Here is a 21,450-nt window from a genome sequence, read left to right as displayed (position 1 = left end):
ATGGAACGTTTACTGGAAATTTTGAGCGAGATCAAAGAGGACGTCGATTTTGCAAGCTGCACGACGCTGGTCGACGACGGCATCCTTGACTCTTTTGACATTCTGCAGATCATTGCTGCCCTGAACGACGAATACGACATCTCGATCCCGGCCTCTGAAATCATGCCGCAGAACTTCAACAGCGCCGAAGCCCTGTACCAGATGGTGCAGCGCCTGCAGGAAGATTGATAGAAACGCTTGCATTTATCCCGAAGTTATTGTATAATACTGAAAGCGGACAGGGCTGAATTGCGCTGTTTCGCGTACAGATGCAGGTCCCGCGCGTGGGCAGCCTGTGAACCATGTCAGGCGGGGAACCGAGCAGCATTAAGCGGCGCTTGCCTAGTGCCGCGGTCAAGCCTGCATCTGTACGCAAAGCAGCGCAGCCGCGTGCTCTGCCCGCTGTTTTTGTATCCTTCAGGAGGTGAGCAGATGTACCGTGCCCTGTACCGCAAATGGCGCCCCCAGCGCTTTGCGGATGTTGTCGGCCAAACGGCCATCGTCACAGCCTTGCAGAACCAGATCGCAGCCGGGCGCATCGGCCATGCGTACCTGTTTACCGGCACGCGCGGCACCGGCAAGACCACCTGCGCCAAAATCTTCGCCAAGGCCGTCAACTGTCTGGACACATCCAGCCCCGACCCCTGCGGCGAATGCGAGATCTGCAAGGGCATTGATTCCGGCGCGGTCATGGACGTCATCGAGATGGACGCCGCCTCCAACAACGGCGTCGACGACATCCGCGACCTGCGCGACGAGGTCGCCTATCTGCCGTCGGTCTGCAAATACAAGGTATATATCATCGACGAGGTGCATATGCTCTCGACAGCCGCGTTCAACGCGCTGCTGAAAACGATGGAGGAACCGCCCGAGCATGTCATCTTTATCCTTGCTACCACCGAGGTGCAGAAGGTTCCGGTCACGATTTTAAGTCGCTGCCAGCGGTACGATTTCACCCGCATCACGGCAGATGATATCGCAAAGCGTCTGCTGTATGTCGCCGGGGAAGAGAAAATTGACCTCGACGAGAACGCTGCGCAGCTGATTGGCCGCCTGGCTGACGGCGCAATGCGTGACGCACTCTCCATCCTGGACACCTGTGCCGGTGTCGACAACAAAGTTGACGAAGCCCTTGTGCGCCGCATGGCAGGCGTCACGGATAGGGGATACCTGTTCGAGATCAGCGACGCCATCAGCGCCCATGATTCCGTCACCGCGCTGGAAAAAATCGCCGAACTGCGCCAGCAGAGCGTTGATATGCGCCGCCTCTGTATGGAACTGGCCGGGCATTACCGAAACCTGATGCTCTGTGCGCTGCCGGGCGGCACGTCGCTTCTGACCGGTATCTCGCCGGAGGAAGAATCCGCCTACACCCAGCGCAAAGACTTCCCGCAGGCCGAAGCTATCCGCGCCATCAACGCCTTTGGCTCGGCACTGGAAAAGATGAGCCGCGGCACCGACCAGCGCATTGAGTTGGAACTGGCCGTGTTCTCGCTGACCCAGCCTGAAGCCGCCGCACAGGTCGTCATCCAGCAGGCAGCCCCTGTACCCGCCGCACCGCAGGCATTCGCGTCTGCCCCCAGGGCGTTCACTGCGGCCCCGCCGCCGGTACAGGCTGCACCTGCCGTTGTGCCGCCGATGGTTTCGCAGGCACAGCCGCCCATGGCCTCCCCCGCAGCGGGGGAGACAGACGACGTACCGCCGCCCATCGACGACGAACCGCCGTTCTTGCAGCCCGAGTTAAAACCCGCACCGCAGCCTGCATCCCCGCCGACACGCCCGGCCCCTACCGCAGCACCCCGCAAATCGGAATCGCCCCGGCAGGCCGGCCCGCTGAAACCGTTCGGTTTCTGGCCCGCCGTCCTGTCGGATCTGGAAGAAAATGACGCCATGCTCATCTCGTTTTTGCGCGGCACCAGGGCCTACTGCGACGGCAAACGCGTTTTGTTTGAATGTAGCGACGCCTTTCGCGATTACATCCGCAACAATCGTGAAGTCAGCAAGCGGCTGAAAGAAGCCATCTACCGCGTCTCGCGGATCAAATACAGCATCGGCCCCTATGAGGAGCCGAAGGAAGCCGCCAGCGATGCCCCGGCTGTCAGCATTGACGAGACCCTGCACAATATGCAGGAATTGGGCGTCGATTTGAAAATCGTTGATAAATAATTATTTTTGGAGGATATCACCCATGAAAGCAAGAATGCCCAAAGGCTACGGCCGTCCCGACCCCAACGCCATGATGCGCCAGGTGCAGAAGATGCAGGACAGCATCCGCGCTAAGCAGGAAGAACTGGAAGCCAAGGAATACACCGGCACTGCCAGCGGTGAGATGGTCACTGTCACCATGAATGGCAAGCACGAAATTACCGCTGTCAAAATCAAGCCTGAGGCCGTTGACCCCGACGATATCGAAATGCTTGAGGATCTGATCGCCGCCGCCGTCAACAGCGCCACTGCTGCCGTGGATAAGGACTCCGAGGAAGAAATGTCCAAGATGACCGGCGGGCTGAACATCCCCGGTCTGGGCTGAGAGGCGTACTATGCCGCAAAATGTTGAGCCGCTGGAAAACCTGGTGGATCAGTTTGCCCGTTTTCCCGGCGTTGGCCGAAAAAGCGCCGTGCGCATGGCTTACCAGGTCATGTCCATGCCGCCGGAGCAGGCAATGGAGCTTGCCAAAGCCATTGAGCACGCAAAGAAAGACCTGCACCGCTGCCGCATCTGCCAGGACTATACTGCCGGTGAGGTCTGTAAAATTTGCGCCTCCCAAAAGCGGGACCGCAGCGTCATCTGCGTTGTGGAAAGCCCGCGGGATATCAAATCCATCGAACGCACCCACGAATATAACGGCCTGTACCATGTGCTGCACGGCCTGATCTCGCCGATGGACGGTATCGGTGCAGACCAACTCTGCGTCAAGGAACTGCTGGCCCGCCTGAACGACACCGTCAAGGAGGTCATCATGGCCACCAGTCCCACGGTGGAGGGCGAGGCAACCGCTATGTATATCGCCAAACTCATCAAGCCGCTGGGCATCAAGACGACCCGCCTGGCCTATGGTCTGCCGGTGGGTTCCAGTTTGGAATATGCCGATGAGACGACGCTGTACCGCGCTATGGCCGGTCGCGGCGAGATGTGACGAAAAGCCCTTGACTTTTCGCCGCAGCCGCGTTACAATAAATATCCTATCACCGCGAAGGAGGTGTGCCCATGGCCGAGGACAAAAGTGGAAAGAAAATGATTGCCGTCAACCGTGAGGTGCGCCATGAATACTTTGTGGTCGAAGCGCTGGAAACCGGCATTGAGCTGGTCGGCACCGAGGTCAAAAGCCTGCGCGCCGGTGGGGTAAACCTCAAGGATTCCTGGGCGGATATCGATGACGGCGAGTTGATAGCAAAAGGTATCCACATCAGCCCCTATGAGCAGGGCAACATCTTCAACAAAGACCCGCGCCGCCCGCGGCGGCTGCTGGCGCACAAAGCAGAGATTCGCCGCCTGGGCCAGCAGATCAAGCTGCAAGGGTATACGCTGGTTCCTCTTTCGCTCTATTTCAAAAAAGGGCGCGTCAAGCTGGAATTGGGTCTTTGTAAAGGCAAAAAGCTCTATGACAAGCGTGCAACTGCTGCGGCACGCGATGCCAAGCGCGACATTGACCGCGCACTGAAAACGCAGCGATAAGTTGTTTTCCCTTATCTTTCCCGGCAGGCTCACACCTGCCGAATATGCGGGGCTGTAATGGTTTCGACGGGGAGAGAGAGGCGTGAGCAGCGGGCCGTGGCGGTGACCCACGATAAAAGCGCCAACTTAAATTAACTGACAACAATTATCCTGTTGCCGTAGCTGCCTAATTAGGCTCTACCGTTCTGCCCGCGTTAGTACCGCGCGGGGTCAGGGCGTCGATTAGGTACTGAACGTGAACGGGCTTAAGCTTTGCGGTCCGGCATGAATTTATGAAGCTACCGCGGTGTAGTGCGTGTGTGTTCGCCCGCACCAAGGGAAATTCAATAAGCACACTGCGCCCGGAGATACTCTAACCGATTTCTTTTCGGACACGGGTTCGACTCCCGTCAGCTCCACCATGAAAAACGTCGTAGATTTGTTAAAATCTACGACGTTTTTGTTTATAAGTACACACATTAGTGCGCTAAGGAGGGTACCATGCAATATCAAAAGAACTTGACCCTGCGCGACGGCACGCCCTGTGTGCTGCGCAATGCTGGGGCAGACGACGCCGAGCAGGTACTGCGCATTTTCAATCTGACCCACACACAGACCGAGTTTCTGCTGACCTATCCGGGGGAAAGCCCGATGACCGTAGAAAATGAGCGGGATTTTCTCGCCAAATCCGCTGCCAGCTCCAACAGTATTGAAATCTGCGCTGTTATCGGCGGCGAAATCGTCGGCACCGCCGGCATAACCCTCATAGGCAGTCAGGAGAAGCTGCGCCACCGCGCCGAGTTCGGCATCAGTATCGACCGGGCCTATTGGGGCAGGGGCATCGGCCGCGCCCTGACGGAGGCCTGTATTGAGTGCGCCAAAACGGCAGGGTATACTCAACTGGAACTGGACGTCGTGGCCGAGAATACCGCCGCACGAATGCTGTATGAACACGTTGGTTTCACCGAGTATGGCCGCAATCCGCGCGGTTTCCGCACCCGCAGCGGCGCATGGCAGGAGCTTATTTTGATGCGCTTGGAGTTGGACTGAAATTCGGACAAAATTTCCCATTTATTTTTCAAAATTGCTTGACATTTGTGATTTCCTCCGCTATAATGAATAAGCTGATTTGAGACAGCCCGGTTCGACCGGGTGTAGCGCAGTTTGGTAGCGCGCTTGAATGGGGTTCAAGAGGCCGTGAGTTCGACTCTCGCCACTCGGACCAAACGTTGGGCTGTCTGTTCAGTATACCGCCAAATCCTTATGGGTCTGGCGGTTTTTGTTTTGTGGTAAACTTGGGGTCAAGTTGGTCAACAATCGGGACTTTGGGGACAGCCGCTACGGTTGCAGCATAATCCATGAAAATTAAAAATGTCAAAATCCGCAACTTTTTATGGTGCAGGGTATTGACATTTTCTGCGCAGTCGGTTATAATATATAAGCTGATTTGAGACAGCTCGGTTCGACCGGGTGTAGCGCAGTTTGGTAGCGCGCTTGAATGGGGTTCAAGAGGCCGTGAGTTCGACTCTCGCCACTCGGACCAAACGTTGGGCTGTCTACTCAGTATAACCGCCAAATCCTTTCGGATTTGGCGGTTTTTTATTACGTCTTTGAGAAAGCGATATTTTGAAAGAACAAACTTGCCATCCGCTGCTACCAGCGTGCAGGCTTCGCCATTGACGGCGGCATCGTTCACCAGGCAACGACCGCCGGGGACGGCGACTTTTACCGTATGGTGCGCCGCTGATTTTCGCCGCACTTATTCCAGCCCATACTCCCGCAAGCAGTGCTTTATACCGGCCTGTGTGTCTGCAAATCCCACACCTGCGGCGTTGCGGAACTTGCTGCCGTCCATCAGCAGGCTGCGCGGCCACTCCTGTTTTTCAATCTCTGGGTGGATGCCCAGCGTCTCACAGACCCGCAACGCGGTCGTGTACATGTTGCAGTCGTTCTCACTGCCAAAGTTGTACACGCCGCCGGGCAGTTCCATTGCCTGGGTCAGCTGCTCCACGGCCTCGCGCACGTAGGTAATGCCGCGGTAGTCACGGCAGGAGAACCGCAGTGTGCCGCCGTGCAAAGCCGCACTGTACAGGTTCAGCAGAAAATTTCCACGGATCGGCAAGCCATACCCGGGCAGATCGTACATCCAGGTAGCACGCAGCAGCACAGCATCGGGCCGGGCATCCAGCACGCGCTGTTCGGCTTCCAGCTTGTGGCGGCCATAGACGTTGGCAGGGGCGAGCGGCGTATCCTCGGCAAACGGCCCAATGTCCGTCAGCCCCGTGTATACCTGATCCGAGCTGAAACACACGAGCTTTGCACCCACTGTCTGCGCGGCCCTGGCCACCCAGAGCGGCAGCTGCACATTGGCGCGATAGGATTCCTCCGGGTGTTTTTCGCTGTATCCAGTGTCCGAGATTGCCGCTGTGTGCAAAATTACGTCAGGCTGTTCGTGCCACACAAGCTCAGCCACCGCCGTTTCATCGGCGGCGGCCAGCATCCCTTTCGGGAAAGCGCACAGTTCATACCGGCCTGCCAGCTGCGCCATAATGCGTGCCCCCACAAAGCCGCCTGCACCGGAAACCAACACTTTTTTCATCAGAGATTCTCCTTACAGAACTATTTTGTCTTTATTGTACCGTTTTTGCGCACCCGGCGCAAGCATCTTGACAAATTCGGCGGTAGTTTGTATAATAAAGGCACCTAAAATAAGGTGTGGATTTTTACAGTTTTGATACTACTTTTCGCCACACAATGGCCCGCCGGGCTGTTGTGTGGCGTTTTTGCGTGCCGAAAAGGAGAAACCCATGAACGATACCTTTATGAAAGAAAAACCGATTTTCCCGCTGCTGACTTCGATGGCGCTGCCCATGGTCATTTCCATGCTGGTCAACGCGCTGTACAACATTGTGGACAGCCTCTTCGTTGCCCGCATCAGTGAGGAAGCCATGACCGCGCTCTCGCTGGTGTACCCGGTGCAGAACCTCATCAATGCAATCGCGGTTGGTTTCAGCGTCGGCATCAGTGCGCTGATCTCGCTGCACATGGGCGCAGGCAATAAGGAAAAGGCTGACACTGCCGCCACCCACGGCATGGTGCTTTCGCTGATTCACGGCGTCATTATCTCCATCGTCTGCACGGCCATCATGCCGCGCTTTCTGCGGTCCTTCACCAGCGATGAATCGGTCATCGCCATGGGTCTGACCTATTCCAGCATCGCCTTTATGTTTGCCGTTGTCATCATGGCGGCCATGTCGTTTGAGAAGATTTTTCAGGCCGTTGGCCGGATGAACGTCACAATGATTGGCCTGATGGGCGGCTCCGTCTGCAACATCATCCTTGACCCGCTGCTGATTTTCGGCATCGGCCCCTTCCCGGAAATGGGCATTGCAGGCGCGGCGCTGGCTACCGGCATCGGCCAGCTGGTACCGGTCGTGTTCTACCTCATCGTTTATAACGTGCGGCCCATCCCGGTCAAGCTGCGCCGCGCCTGCCTGCGGGCCGACGCCAAGCTGGACCTGCAGCTGTACGCCATCGGCGTGCCAGCTATCCTGAATTTGGCGCTGCCTTCGGTGCTTATCTCTTTCCTGAATGGACTGCTGGCGGCGTTCTCCCAGAGCTATGTTGTGGTGCTGGGCATCTACTACAAATTGCAGACTTTCCTGTATCTGCCCGCCAACGGCATTGTGCAGGGCCTGCGTCCCATCATTGGCTACAACTACGGCGCAGGGGAGTATGACCGTGTCAAGAAGCTCTACCGCACGGCCATGGGGATGTGCGCGGCCATTATGGCGGCGGGCACGGTACTGTGCCTGGCGCTGTCCGGGCAACTGATTGGGCTGTTCAGTTCCAGCGCGGAGACCATCGCCATCGGCACAGTCGCATTGCGCATTATCTGCGCGGGCTTCATCGTCTCGACGATCTCGGTCGTTGTCTCCGGTGCGCTGGAGGGCCTAGGCATGGGCGTACAGTCGCTTGTTATTTCGCTGTGCCGCTATGTGGTAGTCATCATGCCGCTGGCCTGGGCGTTCTGCCGCGTGCTGGGTGCAAACGGCATCTGGAACGCCTTCTGGGTGACGGAGGTCATCACCGCCGTGATTGCGCTGGGCGTATACCATAAGAGCGTGAAATTGAAGTAAGGGTATACAAAGAGAGCCTGACCGGGGATGGTCAGGCTCTCTCTGTATAAAGGTCTCCCCTTGGGGGAAGCTTGTCACCGAAGGGGACTGATGTGGGGCGCACTTGCTGCAGCAGCCCATTTATGCGTAATCATGGGCACGCCTCCCCTCATCCGGCCCTTTGGGTCACCTTCTCCCTCGTGAGAAGGCTTTTTTACGCTTTCTCCTGCACGTAGCGAATGAACGCGTCGCGCTCGGCGGTGGAGCGCACGACGGCGGTGTACATTTGGTCGCCCATGTCCAGGCGCAGGGCCTGGGGGATGCGCTCTGCCATCTTCATGCGACTGCCGTACTTGGCCATGATCTGTGCGTGGGTGTGCTTGTACTCGTGGCAGTCGCGGCGGCCTGCATAGACGCAGAAATACTTGGGGCCGTCCAGCTCAGCGTTGCGCACCTCATCATAGCAGACCATGTCGGCCCAAATCTGGTAGCAATCCACCGAGTTCGCATAATTGATCATATCTGGCGTGTAGCCGCCGGCCGGGCGCATATTGACTTCCAGCGCAACGTAATCGCCCTTTTTGCCAAGGCCTGGCTTGTCCTCGTTGAGCTGGAAAAACTCACAGTGGAAGAACCGGCTCTTTGCGCCGAACGCCTTGATGGTGCGGAAGCCCGCATCCTTCAGCGCGGCGGGCACAGTTTTCTGCGTCCAGTAGCTCAAATCGCCATTCTCGCTGACGATATCCAGTATCGGGGTGGGGAACACATTGGAGGTGTAGAACAGCGGCACGCAATGGCTGTCGGCCACGCCGTCAAAGCTGACGATGGTGCCGTTGATATATTCCTCCATAATATACTGCACATTATGCGGCTCTGCATAGAACTTTTTCAGTTCGGTAAAGTTATTCAGCTTGTAGGTGGCCTCGGCACCGCAGCCGTTGTCCGGCTTGACGATGACCGGGTAGCCGACTTCCTTAATAAAGGTGCGGGCCTCATGCAGGGTGCTGACCATATGGTGGCGGGCCACCGGCACACCGGCGGCAATGTAGCTTTCCTTCATCTTGCTCTTGTACTTGATGCGCTCGATGAAGTCGTTCTGTGCGCCGGTCGTGATGTTGAAATCCGTGCGCAGCTGGGCATCCATTTCCAGCCAATATTCGTTGTTGGACTCGATCCAATCGATTTTGCCGTAGTGGAAGGTGAAGTAGGCGACAGCACGGAGCATCTCGTCATAGTTACCGAGGTTGTCCACGCGGTAATACTCCGTCAGGCAGTTTTTCAGTTCCCACGGAATCTCGTCGAACGGCGCGTCGCCGATGCCCAGCACATTGACACCATTGCGGTGCAGGCGGTCGCAGAAATTCCAGTAGGTCTTGGGGAAATGCGGGCTGACAAAGATAAAATTCATCGGGTTCTTCAACTTCCTCTCTCTATTTGGGGGGTATCACACAAATCGGTTCTGTTCGGCGTTGTACTCATAGCCGATTTCGGCCAGAGCCGCACACAACGCCTGCTTGTCGGCATCCTCGCGGTCGCAGAGCGCATCCAGAGAAGCGTCCCTGTCGCGCAACTGGGTGTTGACATAGCTCAATAGCATTACGGGGTCATGGGGGAGCATGGGCGAACCTCCTTAAAAAAGCAAACCAAAAGAGAAAAAGCCGGTCACACGGATGTGACCGGCATTTTTTCCTTCCAATCAGACCGCGCGGGTAACTTTACCAGAGCGCAGGCAGCGGGTGCAGGCGTAGATATACTTCGGGGAACCGTCCACGATCGCCTTCACGCGCTTGACATTGGGGTTCCAGGTACGGTTGCTCCGACGATGAGAGTGAGAAACCTTGATACCGAACGTGACACCCTTGCCACAGCAAGAACATTTGGCCATAATGCTTGCACCTCCTTTTCAATAGCTTTAACAGTATAGCGTATGATGGCAGAAAATGCAAGTGTTTTCGAAGATTTTTTTTGAATTTTTTTCATAATTTTGCGTTTTTGCTCAATTTTGCCCCCAAATATTGTGTTTTGCCGCTCTGCGGGGCTTGTTTTGCTGCCGTTTCTACGATATAATAGACTAAGTTTTAATGGGGTGGTGTGTGCTTTTGAACGGTTTGTTGTCTTCCGCAGTGATTTTGCAGTATCTGCTGCGCGCCATCGTTGTGCTGATTGCCATACCATTCCACGAGTCCGCCCATGCGCTGGCCAGCCACCTGCTGGGCGACGACACCGCCGTGCGGGCGGGTCGGCTCTCACTGAACCCGATGCGCCACTTTGACCCGCTGGGCGCATTGTGCATGCTGGTGGGCGGTGTCGGCTGGGCCAAGCCTGTTTCCATCAACCCTTACAACTATAAGAACCCGAAAGTCGGCATGGCGCTGTCCGCCGCAGCCGGGCCTGCCAGCAACTTTTTACTGGCGTGGGTATCGATGATCCTGTACAAGCTCTGCTGGTACAGCGGCGCGGGGCAGGCTGTGCCCGCGCTGTCGATGTTCCTTTATTATATGGTTGCCATGAACCTGAGCCTGGGTGTGTTCAACCTGCTGCCGGTGCCGCCGTTTGACGGCAGCCGCATTGCGCTGTTGTTTTTGCCGCAGCGGCTTTACTTCAAGGCGATGAAGTACGAGCGGTATATCATGCTGGCCGTGCTGGCGCTGGTATTCCTGGGCCTTTTGAACACGCCGCTCTCGATGCTGGTCAACGCCATGTGGAATTTGATGCTGCGCCTGACAGGCTTTGTGGAACTATTGTGGGGGTATTGAGTTTTTGCCGGAAGTTCTGACATTTAAAATTGAAGATTTTGAGGGCCCGCTTGATTTGCTGCTGTATCTCGTGGGCAAAAATAAAATGAACCTCTATGATGTCAACATCATGGAGCTGATCGAGCAGTACACCGCCGCCATCCGTGAAATGCAGCAGAACCGCATGGAGATTTCCAGCGAGTTCATCGATATGGCGGCCCATCTCGTACAGATGAAAAGTGCGCTGCTGCTGCCCCGCAGCCCCGAGGCCGAGCGGATGAAGGCCGAGCTGACCGGCCGCTTGATTGAGTACAGCGCCTGCAAGGAGGTCGCCGCCCAGCTGGGCAGCCGTGCGCGGGATTTGTATACCGTCGCGCGTGAGCCGATGCCGCTGGTGGGCGCAGCCGAGTACACTCGCCGCCATGACCCCAACTGGCTGGTGCAGGCATGGTTCAACTTAATGGGCCGCAGCACCCGCAAGAAAAAGCCCACGCAGGAAAAGTTCGAACCTCTGGTCACAGCGCCGTTTGTCTCGGTGGCGAGCCGGGTCTCCCATATGCTGCGCGGGCTGCTCAAGGGCAGTTTGCAGAAGATGGGGGAGCTGTTCAGCCACGAGGAGAGCCGCAGCACCAATGTCGCTACATTCCTGGCACTGCTGGAACTGATCCGCGCAGGCCGCGTCAAGGTAGATGACAGCGGCACTTTGCAGCTTGACCATACCCACCGCAGAAGAAAGGACAAAACGCAATGACAGAACGACAGGAGTTGGGCTCGCTGGAAGCCATGCTGTTTGCCCACGCCGAGCCGGTGGAGACCGCCCGCCTGGCCGACGCCCTGCGGCTGGACACAGACGAGACCGCCGAACTTTTGCAGAAATTGCAGAAGCTCTACGACGAGCGGGAAAGCGGTATGGTCCTTTTGTATTTTGAACCGGACCGCTGGCAAATGACGACCCGCCCGTACTACGGCGAGATGGTGAAGCGCATTTTGGACACCCGCCGCAACGCGCCGCTTTCTCCCGCTGCGCTGGAAGTACTGGCTGTCATCGCCTACAATCAGCCGGTCTCCCGCAGCTTTATCGAGCAGGTGCGCGGCGTGGATTCCTCGTCCACCGTCACAAAGCTGCTGGACAAAGGGCTGATTGAAGAAGCAGGCCGCCTGGATCTGCCTGGCAAACCGGTGGCGTTTCAGGTCACGGATACCTTTTTGCGGGTGTTCGGTCTGGGCAGCCTGGCCGACCTGCCGCCGCTGCACGGCGAAGCACCGGAAAACAGCGAGCCGGAGGAAGCAGAGGACGACGACGGCCAGTTGGAATGGAAGTGATTGCCTATGGCCATTCTTTTCTTCATCCTGCGGCTGATCGGCTGGGTATTGCTGACAATCCTGCTGCTTTTGGTCGTCGCGCTGCTGCTGCCACTGGGCATACAGGCGGCGTACAGGCCGGGGGAGGCATTCGCCAAAGCCTTTTACGGGCCGCTGAAATTCACCCTCTGGCCGCGCGGCGGCACGCAGGGCGCACAGTCCAAAGCGAAATCCAAGCCCACGCAGAAGTCGCCGGAAAAGCCCGACACATCCCCGCCGCCCACTGTCATCAAGACCGTGGAGGGCGAGAAGGCCAGCGTGACCATCAAGGTCGAGCCGGATAAGTCTGCACTGCCTGCCCCCGCACCGCGGCCCGCAGCGACAGCTGCGCAAGCCGAGGCCAAAACCACACCAGCGTCCGCGCCAGAGGAAACGCCCCCCGCACAGGACAGCAAGGGTGGTCTGCCGTTCGGCATTTCTGACCACATCGACGCCGCTATGCAGCTGCTCTCCGATGACCCGATGGCCTTTGCAAAATGTATGCTGGGGCATACCGGTTGGCTGGGCCGCCGCCTGCTGCGCACCGTGCGGGTGCAGCATCTGGATGTGTTCTGGACCGTCACCGCAGACGAGGCCAGCACCACCGCCGAGCTGTACGGCGCGGAGATAGCAGCGCTGAACAATCTGCTGGCGTTTTTGCAGCAGTACATCCGTTTGCAGAGCGACCGCCTCTGGCTCGAGCCGGATTTCACCGGTGAGCGGACAGGGGAGCGCAACATCTCTTTCCGTGTATCCATCGGTACCGGCGTGCTGCTCTGGTTGCTTTTACGGCTGCTTTGGCGGCTGTGGAAAGACCCGCAGCTGCAGCCCGCCGCCAAAAATTCATAAACGATTTTCGTATTATAAAAGGAGGAATTTCTTATGGCTGAACATCCTATCCAGGGCCTGATGGGCGTCACCATCGAAAAAATCCGCAACATGGTCAACGCCGAAACCATCATCGGCGATCCCATCCATGTGGACGATACCACCATCATCCCGGTCTCCCGCGTCACCTTCGGTTTTGCATCCGGCGGTTCCGACGTCGGGCCAAACTCCAACAAGCAGATGTTCGGCGGCGGCAGCGGCGCGGGCGTCTCGGTCACGCCGGTGGCGTTCCTGGTCGTGTCCAACGGCAATGTGCGCACCGTCCAGCTGGTGGAAAAAGTCTCCGCCGTGGATAACGTCATTGCGTCCCTGCCGGAGCTGGTGGACAAAGTTGCCGCGCTCATCAAGAAAGAAAAGCCGGGTGCTGACGCCCCCGCTGATAAGGAGTAAATTTTTCATGGCAGAACAAAGAGTTCAAAAGGTACTGGCTGACCAGGGTATCTGCTCCCGCCGCGAGGCCGAGCGTTTGATTGCCGCTGGCAAAGTCAAGGTCAACGGCCACCCGGTCGGGCTGGGCGACAAGATGGACCCTGATTTTGACAAGGTCATGATTGACGGCAAGACCGTCCGCATCGTGCGTAAGCGCCAGTACACCTATATCATGCTGCACAAGCCCCGTGGCTACCTGACTACCCGCTCCGACGATCGCGGCCGCAAGACCGTCATGGACTTGGTGTCCGACGTGCCCGCCATGCTGCGCCCTGTCGGCCGCCTGGACAAGGACAGTGAGGGCTTGCTGCTGATGACAGACGACGGCGCGTTCATCAATATGCTGACCCATCCGTCCGGCGGCGTCGGCAAGCTGTACCGCGTCACGGTCAACCCCCGCGCCACCGAGCAGCAGATCATTGAGATGTCCTCCGGCGTCGTGCTGGACGACGGCGTCAAGACCAAGCCCTGCGTCATCCATGTTGTGGTGGACGAGCCGGGCCGCAGCGTGCTGGAGATCACCCTGCACGAGGGCCGCAACCGTCAGATCCGCCGCATGTGCTCGGCAGTCGGCCTGCAGGTCGTGCGCCTGCGCCGCAGCGCCGAAGGCCCGGTCAAACTGGGTATGCTGCAGCCGGGCGAGTACCGCGAACTGAAAAAGAGCGAGATCAACGCCCTGCGCAACGCGGCCATGAAATCGTCTAATAAGGGTGAAAGCCGCCCTTCCGGCACGGCACGCCGCCCCGGCCCCATCAGGAAGCGCACAAATTCTGACTAAAATTGCAGAAAATCCTGAAAAACGTGCAAAATTCCACTTGTGAAAATAGCGCAATCGTAGTATAATTATGTTAAATGGCGGATTTTTGTAAAATATTTTTATAAGATTTTATAAAAAACAGTCAGTTTTACCATAGGAGGAAACTGTATGGCAGCAAATAAGCCCGGCAAGGCAGAGATCCTTGCAGCATTTTTTGATGACGGCACCTACGCGCCGCTGTTTACTGACGGCGCTGTAAGTGCAGCTTACGGCTGTGCAAACGGCCAGAACGCCTACGTCGTGTTTGAGGACGGTTCTCCCGTCGGCGTGCAGGATATCGAAAAGAATATCCGCGTGCTGGAGATGGCCGCCGAGACCGGTGCACCGGTCGTTACGTTCTATGACTCCACCGGCGCTAAGCTGGAGGGCGGCCTTGACCTGCTCAACGCCAACGCCCGCCTGACCGCTGAGATTGCGCGCGTGTCCGGTGTTGTGCCCCAGGTCGCCGTTGTTACCGGCACCTGCGCCGGCACCAACGCCATCAACGCCGCCGCCGCTGACGTCTGTGTCATGGCTGAGGACGCCGAGCTGTTCCTGAACGCTCCGTTCAACGCTGAGGACAAGGTCGCCAACGCCGGTTCTGCTGCGTTCGCCGCCAAGGCCGGTGTCGCCGCCGTTACCGCCGCGGACGCTGTTGCCGCTGCCAAGCAGGCTGCGTCCATCGTCGCCCTGCTGCCCGCCAATAACCTGGCCGGCCCCGCTCTGTTCGACTTTTCCGCACCTTCCAAGGCTCTCGACCTCGTAAAGTACACCGCCGCTGACGCCGTCGCCGCTTTGGCTGACGAGGGCAGCGCCGTCGAACTGTACGCCGGTTACGGCGAGAATGTCGTTACCGCGCTGGCTACCATCAACGGCAGCGCCGTCGGCATTGTCGCCACCGAGAAGAAGGCCCTGTGCCACAAGTGCACCGCCAAGGCTGCCCGCTTTGTCCGCCTGTGCGATGCGTACAGCATCCCGGTCGTGACCGTCGTCAACACCGAGGGCTTCGGCCGCAGCGAGGGTGACGACGAGGCCGGCGGTATCCGCCAGGCCGCCCGTATGGCCGGTGTCTATGCCGAGGCTACCACCGTCAAGGTCGCCGTTCTGGCCGGTGAGGCTGTCGGCCCTGCTTACACCGTCTTTGCTGCCTGCGCTGACTGGCGCGTCGCCGTGCAGGGCTGCACTGTGGCTCCGCTGGCCCCTGAGGCCGCCGTCACCGTTCTGTACAAGGACGAAATTTTTGCTTCCGATAACATCGTCAACGCCACCAAGGCCAAGGCCGCCGCTTACGCCAAGGACGTTTGCAGCGCTGACGCCGCTGTTGCCAACGGTGCCGCTGACGCCGTTGCCGATGCTGCCACCGCCCGCGGCGCTGTTGTCCAGGCCCTGGATATGCTGGCCAGCAAGCGCGCTGTGCGTCTGGCTAAGAAGCACGGCAATATCACGCTGTAATCATCAACCTTGAAATAGGGAGGAACTTTCTATGAAAAACCTGATCGTTACCGTAAACGGCGTTGCTTATAATGTCACCGTTGAGGAAGGCACTGGTGCCCCCGTTGCCGCTGCCGCTCCTGTTGCTGCCCCCGCAGCCGCACCGGCTCCCGCCGCTGCACCGGCACCTGCTGCCGCCCCCGCTGGCGCTGCCGGTGCTGTCTCTGTCACCGCTCCCATGCCCGGCAACATCCTGGATGTCAAGGTCAAGGCCGGCGACTCCGTCAAGGCTGGCGACACCCTGCTGATCCTCGAGGCCATGAAGATGGAGAACGAGATCAGCGCCCCGCAGGACGGCACCATTGCCAGCGTCAATGTGCGCAAGGGCGACGTTGTCAACTCCGGCGACCTGCTCATCACCATGAACTAATAGAAAGGCCGGGTGAATCACATTGGCTAAGAAACCCATTAAGATTACTGAGGTCGTCCTGCGTGATGCCCACCAGTCTCTGCTGGCCACCCGCATGACCATGGACGAAATGCGCCCCATCCTGCCCGAAATGGACAAAATCCCGTACTTCTCTGTGGAGTGCTGGGGCGGCGCTACGTTTGACTCCTGCATCCGTTTTCTGGATGAGGATCCTTGGGAGCGCCTGCGCATCCTGCGCAAGGAGCTGCCCCACCAGAAGCTGCAGATGCTGTTCCGCGGCCAGAATATGCTGGGCTACCGTCCCTACGCCGATGATGCCGTCGAGTACTTCGTCCAGAAGTCTGTCGCCAACGGCATTGACGTCATTCGTATTTTCGACGCTCTGAACGACCCGCGCAACCTGCAGACCGCCATCAAGGCCGCCAACAAGGAAGGCGCTCACGTTCAGGCCTGCATCAGCTACACCTTGAGCCCGGTACATAACAACGAGTACTTCGCCAACTACGCCAAGACTCTGGAAGAGATGGGTGCCGACTCTATCTGCATCAAGGATATGGCCGGTCTGCTGAAGCCCTACACCTGCTATGACCTGGTCAAGGAGCTGAAAGAGACCATCAAGATTCCTGTGGATATCCACAGCCATTACACCGCAGGTCTTGCTTCCATGTCCATTCTGAAGGGCATCGAGGCTGGCGCAGATATCGTTGATACCGCCATGAGTCCCCTCGCTCTGGGCACCTCTCATATGCCCACTGAGAGTTTGGTCGCCGCCCTGCAGGGCACCGACTACGACACCGGCCTTGACCTGAACCAGCTGAATGTCGTCCGCGCTTACTTCAACAAGCTGCGCGAGAAGTACATCGCCAACGGCCAGATCAACCAGAAGTCCCTGGGCGTTGACGCCAATACCCTGCTGTATCAGGTGCCGGGCGGTATGTTCTCCAATATGCTCAAGCAGCTGAAGGACGCCGGCAAGGAGGACAAGCTTCAGGAGGTTCTGGAGGAGATTCCCCGCGTGCGTGAGGATGCCGGTTATCCGCCGCTGGTCACCCCGACCAGCCAGATCGTTGGCACCCAGGCTGTCTTTAACGTCATCATGGGTGAGCGCTACAAGATGGTCACCAAGGAGTTCAAGGGCCTGGTTCATGGCGATTACGGCAAGACCCCCGCGCCCATCAAGAAGGAATTCAGCGACTTCATCCTGAAGGGTGAGGAGCCCATCACCTGCCGCTTTGCCGACACCCTCGAGCCCGAGATGGAGAAACTGAAGGCTGAAGCCTCCAAGTACGCTATCCAGGAGGAGGACGTCTTGACCTACGCCATGTTCCCGCAGGTTGCGCCCAAGTTCTTCGAGAAGCGCAACGCCCGCCTGCAGGGTGTGGATGCTCTGCATGCCGACTACGAGAACAAGTCTCATCCCGTCTAATTGGCACTATGCCGTCTCCGCTTTGCTGCGGGGGCGGCTTTTTGTTTTGGATAAATTGTAAAAATCCACGTGAAATTTTGCAAAATACGACTGCCAGCCTTGCATCTGGCCCCCAAAAATAGTACAATATACAATATATGTGTTTTATGAGGTGTAAGGTTATGGTTTTGAGCATGACAGGGTATGGCCGCGCGGGTGCGCTGCTGCACGGCCGTGACATCAAAGTGGAACTTCGCAGCGTCAATGCACGATTTTTTGAGTATTCCTCGCGCCTGCCGCGCTCCTGCGCATTTTTGGAAGATAAGCTGAAAAAGCTCGTCGCCGCCAAGGTCAGCCGCGGCAAGGTGGAGCTGAGCCTTTCCATCCAGACCGTCACAGCGGCGGACACCGTCGTCACTGTCAACTGGCAGCTGGCCGAGGGCTACCGCGCCGCGCTCAACGCCATGGCGGAGCGGATGGACTTGAAAAACGACGTCTCGGTCGGGATGCTTTCCCGCTTTCCGGACGTGCTGACTCAGACCGCCGCTCCAACGAACGAGGATGAGCTGTGGGAGGATGTCAAATCCGTGGCCGAGCAGGCCGTGGACGCCTTCATTTCCATGCGCGCCGTCGAGGGCGAGAAAATGAAGGCCGATGTTGCGAGCCGCCTGACCACCATTGAGACGCTGGTCGGCCAAATTGAGGAGAACAGCGCGGGCCGCGTGCAGGCGTACAGCGACAAGCTCTATGCCCGCCTGCAGGAGCTTCTGGGCGACCGTAGCATCGACGAGGGCCGTCTTGTGACCGAGGCTGCAATCTTCGCCGACAAGACCGCCATCGACGAGGAGACCGTCCGCCTGCACAGCCATGTGGCACAGTACCGCGAAATTTTGGAGCTGGACGAGCCGATTGGCCGCAAGCTGGACTTTTTGACGCAGGAATTGAACCGTGAGTCCAACACGATTGGCTCCAAGTGCCAGGATGTCTCCATCACGCGGCTGGTCGTGGAGCTGAAATCCGAGATTGAAAAGATTCGCGAGCAGATCCAGAACATCGAGTAACAGGGGAGGTACGCCATGAAGCTGCTGAACATCGGCTTTGGCAATATGGTCAACGCCGACCGCATCATCGGCATCGTCAGCCCGGACTCTGCGCCCATCAAGCGCCTGGTGCAGGACGCCCGTGAGAAGGGCGCCCTCATCGACGCCAGCTATGGGCGGCGCACTCAGGCTGTGCTCATCATGGACTCTGACCATGTCATATTATCGGGCATCCCGCTGGAAAGCATTACCGGGCGTGCCGCAGAAGAAACGGAAGAAAAGAGGAAGTAACGATGAAAGGTGAAAAATATCTGTTTGTTGTCTCCGGCCCCTCCGGCACTGGCAAGGATACCGTCGTGGCCGCACTGCTGAAAAAGCACCCGGAGATCCAGCACACCGTCTCCGCCACCACCCGAGCCCCGCGCGAGGGCGAGAAGGACGGCATCAACTACCACTTTATGTCGGTGGCGGATTTTGAGGATCACCTGGCCCATGACCAGATTGTCGAGCACACGAAATATTGCGAGAACTACTATGGCACCCTGCGCAGTGAGATCGAGGGCCGCATGAAGCTTGGCATCCCGGTCATTCTGGTTATCGAGGTCGAGGGCGCAGGCAACATCAAAAAAATATACCCCGGTGCCACAACGATTTTTGTGCTGCCTCCGGATATGCAGGAGTTGGAACGCCGTCTGCGCTGCCGCGGCACCGAGGATGAGGAAACCATCCAGCGCCGCCTGAAACGTGCCGAGGCCGAGATTGCGAACTCCGTCAACTATGATGAGCACGTTGTCAACGTCGAGGTCGACTCCTGCGCCGAGAGCCTCTACTCCATTATCCAGTTCAAGCTGCAGCACGGCAGCGACGAATGACGCTGACACTTGCCCAAGCCGCCGTAAACGACGCGAACATCCACTTTGACCGGCTGTATTCCTACACCATTCCTACACAGCTGGTCGGCAGGGTTTTTCCCGGCAGCATGGTGTTGGTGCCGTTTGGCCGGGGTGACAAAGCCCGGATGGCCGTTGTGCTGGCTGTGGAGGAAGTGGACGAGGCTGACGCCCCCAAGCGGCTGAAAACCCTGTACGACGCCGCGCCCGAGGACGCTCGCCTGACGCCGGATTTGTTGGAGCTGGTGCGCTTTTTGAAAGAGCGCACCTTCTGCACCTGGTTCGAGGCCGTCAAAGCGGTAATCCCTTACGGTGCGCAGTACCGCCCTGCCGTCGTGGACGGTAAGCACGTCATGCAGAGCCGTCTGCGCCGCTCGACCGAGCGGCTGTACACGCTGGCGGGGGAGCTGCCCGAAAAGCCGAAGCCCGGCCCGCGCCAGCTGGCCGCCGTGGAAGCGCTGAAAAGCGGCCCCCTGACCGCCCGACAGCTGGACGAGGTGGGCATCTCCAAGGCGACGCTGGACGGCCTTGTGAAAAAGGGCGTGCTGACCGCCGCCGAACAGGACAAATCCCTTGACCTGTTTGCGGCCATCCCCTTTGACCCGCAGCCGTTGGAGCTTTCCCCTGAACAGCAGCAGGTTTTTGACAACCTGCTGCCAAACTTAGCAGATTTCAAGCCCCACGCGGCACTTTTACACGGCGTGACCGGCAGCGGCAAGACTATCGTGTTTCTAAAGCTCATCCAGCGCACGCTGGAATTGGGCCGCCGCGCACTGGTACTGGTGCCGGAAATTAGCCTGACACCGCAGATGATACGGCGGCTCAAGTCTACCTTCGGCAGCCGCCTGGCCGTGCAGCACTCGGCCCTCAACAACACCGAGCGGCTGCTGCAATGGCGGATGATCCAGCAGGGAAACGCCGATATCGTCGTAGGTACGCGCAGCGCTGTCTTTGCGCCGCTGCAAAACCTGGGGCTTATCATCATGGACGAGGAACAGGAGCACACCTACCAGAGTGAATCCGCCCCGCGCTATGACGCCCACGACGTTGCCAAAAAGCGCGCCGTGATGGAGAACGCCTTGTTGCTGTTCGCCTCGGCCACGCCGCTGACCGAGACTTACCACGCCGCCGAGAGCGGCAAATTGCAGCTGGTGCAGCTGACCCACCGTTACGGCGGGCGGCCGCTGCCCAGCGTGAATTTCATCGATATGCGTGCCGAGCTGGCCGCGGGCAACCCCCGCGAGGTCAGCGTGCGGCTGGCGCGGGAGCTGCGGGAAAACATTGACAACGGCGAACAGAGTATTCTGCTGCTCAACCGGCGCGGCTACCGCACCATCGGTATGTGCGCCACCTGCGGTCATGTGCTGAAATGCCCGAATTGCAGCGTGCCGCTGGTCTACCACAAACCGCAGCAGGCGCTGATGTGCCACCACTGCGGCCACACCATGCAGCCCTTGCCCCAGACCTGCCCCGAGTGCGGCGGTAAGATCAATTACAGCGGCTTTGGCACCCAGCGGGTGGAGGAAGAGCTGGCCGAGCTTTTACCCGATGCCCGCATTTTGCGGATGGATCAGGACTCGACCGCCCGTAAGGACGCCCACGAGACGATGCTGGCCCAGTTTGCGCGGCAGGAGTACGACATCCTGCTTGGCACCCAAATGGTGGCCAAGGGCCTTGACTTTGAAAAGGTCACGCTGGTGGGTGTTTTGGGTATCGACTCACTGCTGTTCGGTCAGGGCTTCCGCGCGTATGAGAGCGTGTTCAGCCTGATTACTCAGGTCGTGGGGCGCGGCGGCCGAGCCGAACTGCCGGGCCGGGCGCTGATCCAGACCTGCGTACCGGACCACCCGGTTCTGCAGCTGGCCGCAGCCCAGGATTACGAGGGCTTCTACCGGGAGGAAATCACCTTCCGCAGGTTTGGTCTCTACCCTCCGTTCTGCTCGTTTGTGGTCGTCGGCTTTGTCGGCGACCAGGAGGGTGCGGTGTTCATCGCAGCGCAGCGGTTTGGCGCACTGTTGGCCCAGCACGCCGCGCAAAAGCCGAATATCCCACTGCGGGTCTTAGGCCCTGCGCCAATGAACATTACGATGCTCAACAACAAATATCGCTACAAGCTCACGCTGAAATGCCGCAACGATGCAGCGTTCCGCGGGCTTTTGCATGAGACACTGGACGCCTACGACGCCGAAAAGCTGCCGCAGAAAGCGTCCGTGGTACTCGATTTCAATTCTGACGGTGATTTATAACATTTGG

General features: G+C 58.4%; 24 protein-coding genes, 2 tRNA genes and 2 other RNA genes. 24 read left to right on the top strand and 4 right to left on the bottom strand.

What is annotated here, in order from left to right; all coding sequences use genetic code 11:
- The 10 genes from ACZO0A_RS02590 (at position 1) to ACZO0A_RS02545 (ending at position 5,237) form a co-directional block, all read left to right on the top strand.
- A complete protein-coding gene (locus ACZO0A_RS02590) occupies positions 1–228 on the top strand; it encodes an acyl carrier protein (protein WP_486846001.1) in 228 nt (75 codons plus the stop codon).
- An 80-nt stretch (positions 229–308) separates the two neighbouring features.
- An RNA gene (gene ffs / locus ACZO0A_RS02585) (signal recognition particle sRNA small type) lies at positions 309–408 on the top strand.
- Positions 409–471: 63 nt separating this feature from the next.
- Positions 472–2,205 carry a DNA polymerase III subunit gamma/tau gene (dnaX, locus tag ACZO0A_RS02580; protein ID WP_486846000.1) on the top strand — a complete coding sequence of 578 codons (1,734 nt, stop codon included), beginning with the start codon at positions 472–474 and terminating at the stop codon, positions 2,203–2,205.
- A 22-nt stretch (positions 2,206–2,227) separates the two neighbouring features.
- Complete coding sequence (locus ACZO0A_RS02575) at positions 2,228–2,569, top strand: YbaB/EbfC family nucleoid-associated protein (protein WP_215692036.1); 342 nt, start codon at positions 2,228–2,230, stop codon at positions 2,567–2,569.
- Between the two features lie 10 nt (positions 2,570–2,579).
- Positions 2,580–3,176, top strand: coding sequence for a recombination mediator RecR (recR, locus tag ACZO0A_RS02570; protein ID WP_291208691.1), 597 nt, complete (start codon positions 2,580–2,582; stop codon positions 3,174–3,176).
- A gap of 71 nt (positions 3,177–3,247) precedes the next feature.
- On the top strand, positions 3,248–3,715 hold the full coding sequence (gene smpB / locus ACZO0A_RS02565; protein ID WP_215692034.1) for an SsrA-binding protein SmpB: 468 nt from the start codon (positions 3,248–3,250) through the stop codon (positions 3,713–3,715).
- Between the two features lie 48 nt (positions 3,716–3,763).
- Positions 3,764–4,116, top strand: a transfer-messenger RNA (tmRNA) gene (gene ssrA, locus ACZO0A_RS02560).
- A 79-nt stretch (positions 4,117–4,195) separates the two neighbouring features.
- Positions 4,196–4,744, top strand: coding sequence for a GNAT family N-acetyltransferase (locus ACZO0A_RS02555; RefSeq protein ID WP_486845999.1), 549 nt, complete (start codon positions 4,196–4,198; stop codon positions 4,742–4,744).
- A 98-nt stretch (positions 4,745–4,842) separates the two neighbouring features.
- Positions 4,843–4,919 (top strand) — tRNA-Pro (locus ACZO0A_RS02550).
- 241 nt (positions 4,920–5,160) lie between these two features.
- A tRNA-Pro gene (locus tag ACZO0A_RS02545) sits at positions 5,161–5,237 on the top strand.
- Positions 5,238–5,453: 216 nt separating this feature from the next.
- On the opposite strand, the gene ACZO0A_RS02540 is transcribed toward ACZO0A_RS02545, so the two are convergent.
- Entirely contained in the window at positions 5,454–6,293 is an 840-nt protein-coding gene (locus ACZO0A_RS02540; RefSeq protein ID WP_486845998.1) for an SDR family oxidoreductase, read from the bottom strand.
- A 208-nt stretch (positions 6,294–6,501) separates the two neighbouring features.
- On the opposite strand from ACZO0A_RS02540, the gene ACZO0A_RS02535 reads away from it, so the two are divergent.
- Entirely contained in the window at positions 6,502–7,833 is a 1,332-nt protein-coding gene (locus tag ACZO0A_RS02535) for an MATE family efflux transporter (protein WP_294717837.1), read from the top strand.
- A gap of 193 nt (positions 7,834–8,026) precedes the next feature.
- On the opposite strand, the gene ACZO0A_RS02530 is transcribed toward ACZO0A_RS02535, so the two are convergent.
- The 3 genes from ACZO0A_RS02530 to rpmB all read right to left on the bottom strand — a co-directional run bounded on the left by ACZO0A_RS02530 (position 8,027) and on the right by rpmB (position 9,697).
- Positions 8,027–9,220 (bottom strand): ATP-grasp domain-containing protein, encoded by a 1,194-nt coding sequence (locus ACZO0A_RS02530; protein WP_486845996.1) that lies wholly within the window; start codon positions 9,218–9,220, stop codon positions 8,027–8,029.
- Positions 9,221–9,256: 36 nt separating this feature from the next.
- Positions 9,257–9,430, bottom strand: a complete 174-nt coding sequence (locus ACZO0A_RS02525) for a DUF4250 domain-containing protein (protein WP_215692029.1) — start codon at positions 9,428–9,430, stop codon at positions 9,257–9,259.
- Positions 9,431–9,508: 78 nt separating this feature from the next.
- Positions 9,509–9,697, bottom strand: a complete 189-nt coding sequence (gene rpmB, locus ACZO0A_RS02520; RefSeq protein WP_040917667.1) for a 50S ribosomal protein L28 — start codon at positions 9,695–9,697, stop codon at positions 9,509–9,511.
- Between the two features lie 214 nt (positions 9,698–9,911).
- Here rpmB and ACZO0A_RS02515 point away from each other — a divergent pair, with 214 nt between their 5' ends.
- The 13 genes from ACZO0A_RS02515 (at position 9,912) to priA (ending at position 21,443) form a co-directional block, all read left to right on the top strand.
- On the top strand, positions 9,912–10,568 hold the full coding sequence (locus ACZO0A_RS02515) for a site-2 protease family protein (protein WP_302375652.1): 657 nt from the start codon (positions 9,912–9,914) through the stop codon (positions 10,566–10,568).
- Between the two features lie 4 nt (positions 10,569–10,572).
- A complete protein-coding gene (locus ACZO0A_RS02510; RefSeq protein WP_215692027.1) occupies positions 10,573–11,298 on the top strand; it encodes a segregation and condensation protein A in 726 nt (241 codons plus the stop codon).
- Positions 11,295–11,870 carry an SMC-Scp complex subunit ScpB gene (scpB, locus tag ACZO0A_RS02505; RefSeq protein WP_215692026.1) on the top strand — a complete coding sequence of 192 codons (576 nt, stop codon included), beginning with the start codon at positions 11,295–11,297 and terminating at the stop codon, positions 11,868–11,870. The genes ACZO0A_RS02510 and scpB overlap by 4 nt, the downstream gene beginning before the upstream one ends.
- A gap of 6 nt (positions 11,871–11,876) precedes the next feature.
- Positions 11,877–12,737 (top strand): hypothetical protein, encoded by an 861-nt coding sequence (locus ACZO0A_RS02500; protein WP_302375648.1) that lies wholly within the window; start codon positions 11,877–11,879, stop codon positions 12,735–12,737.
- Between the two features lie 33 nt (positions 12,738–12,770).
- The gene (ytfJ, locus tag ACZO0A_RS02495; protein ID WP_215692024.1) at positions 12,771–13,166 is read left to right on the top strand and encodes a GerW family sporulation protein; all 396 of its coding nucleotides are present in this window, start codon (positions 12,771–12,773) and stop codon (positions 13,164–13,166) included.
- 7 nt (positions 13,167–13,173) lie between these two features.
- Positions 13,174–13,983, top strand: a complete 810-nt coding sequence (locus ACZO0A_RS02490) for a pseudouridine synthase (RefSeq protein WP_252261501.1) — start codon at positions 13,174–13,176, stop codon at positions 13,981–13,983.
- 147 nt (positions 13,984–14,130) lie between these two features.
- Positions 14,131–15,453, top strand: coding sequence for a carboxyl transferase domain-containing protein (locus ACZO0A_RS02485; protein WP_302375646.1), 1,323 nt, complete (start codon positions 14,131–14,133; stop codon positions 15,451–15,453).
- Between the two features lie 31 nt (positions 15,454–15,484).
- Entirely contained in the window at positions 15,485–15,862 is a 378-nt protein-coding gene (locus ACZO0A_RS02480) for a biotin/lipoyl-containing protein (protein ID WP_078783769.1), read from the top strand.
- A 22-nt stretch (positions 15,863–15,884) separates the two neighbouring features.
- Positions 15,885–17,288 (top strand): oxaloacetate decarboxylase subunit alpha, encoded by a 1,404-nt coding sequence (locus tag ACZO0A_RS02475; protein WP_302375644.1) that lies wholly within the window; start codon positions 15,885–15,887, stop codon positions 17,286–17,288.
- 161 nt (positions 17,289–17,449) lie between these two features.
- Positions 17,450–18,328 carry a YicC/YloC family endoribonuclease gene (locus ACZO0A_RS02470; protein WP_302375642.1) on the top strand — a complete coding sequence of 293 codons (879 nt, stop codon included), beginning with the start codon at positions 17,450–17,452 and terminating at the stop codon, positions 18,326–18,328.
- A 15-nt stretch (positions 18,329–18,343) separates the two neighbouring features.
- Positions 18,344–18,598, top strand: coding sequence for a DUF370 domain-containing protein (locus ACZO0A_RS02465; protein ID WP_215692020.1), 255 nt, complete (start codon positions 18,344–18,346; stop codon positions 18,596–18,598).
- A 2-nt stretch (positions 18,599–18,600) separates the two neighbouring features.
- Complete coding sequence (gene gmk / locus ACZO0A_RS02460) at positions 18,601–19,179, top strand: guanylate kinase (RefSeq protein WP_302375640.1); 579 nt, start codon at positions 18,601–18,603, stop codon at positions 19,177–19,179.
- Positions 19,176–21,443, top strand: coding sequence for a replication restart helicase PriA (gene priA, locus ACZO0A_RS02455; protein ID WP_302375638.1), 2,268 nt, complete (start codon positions 19,176–19,178; stop codon positions 21,441–21,443). Before gmk ends, priA begins: the two co-directional genes overlap by 4 nt.
- The last annotated feature ends 7 nt before the right edge of the window (positions 21,444–21,450 follow it).

The sequence above is a fragment of the Gemmiger sp. genome (assembly GCF_057431175.1).
This window is presented reverse-complemented; position numbering and strand designations above follow the sequence as displayed.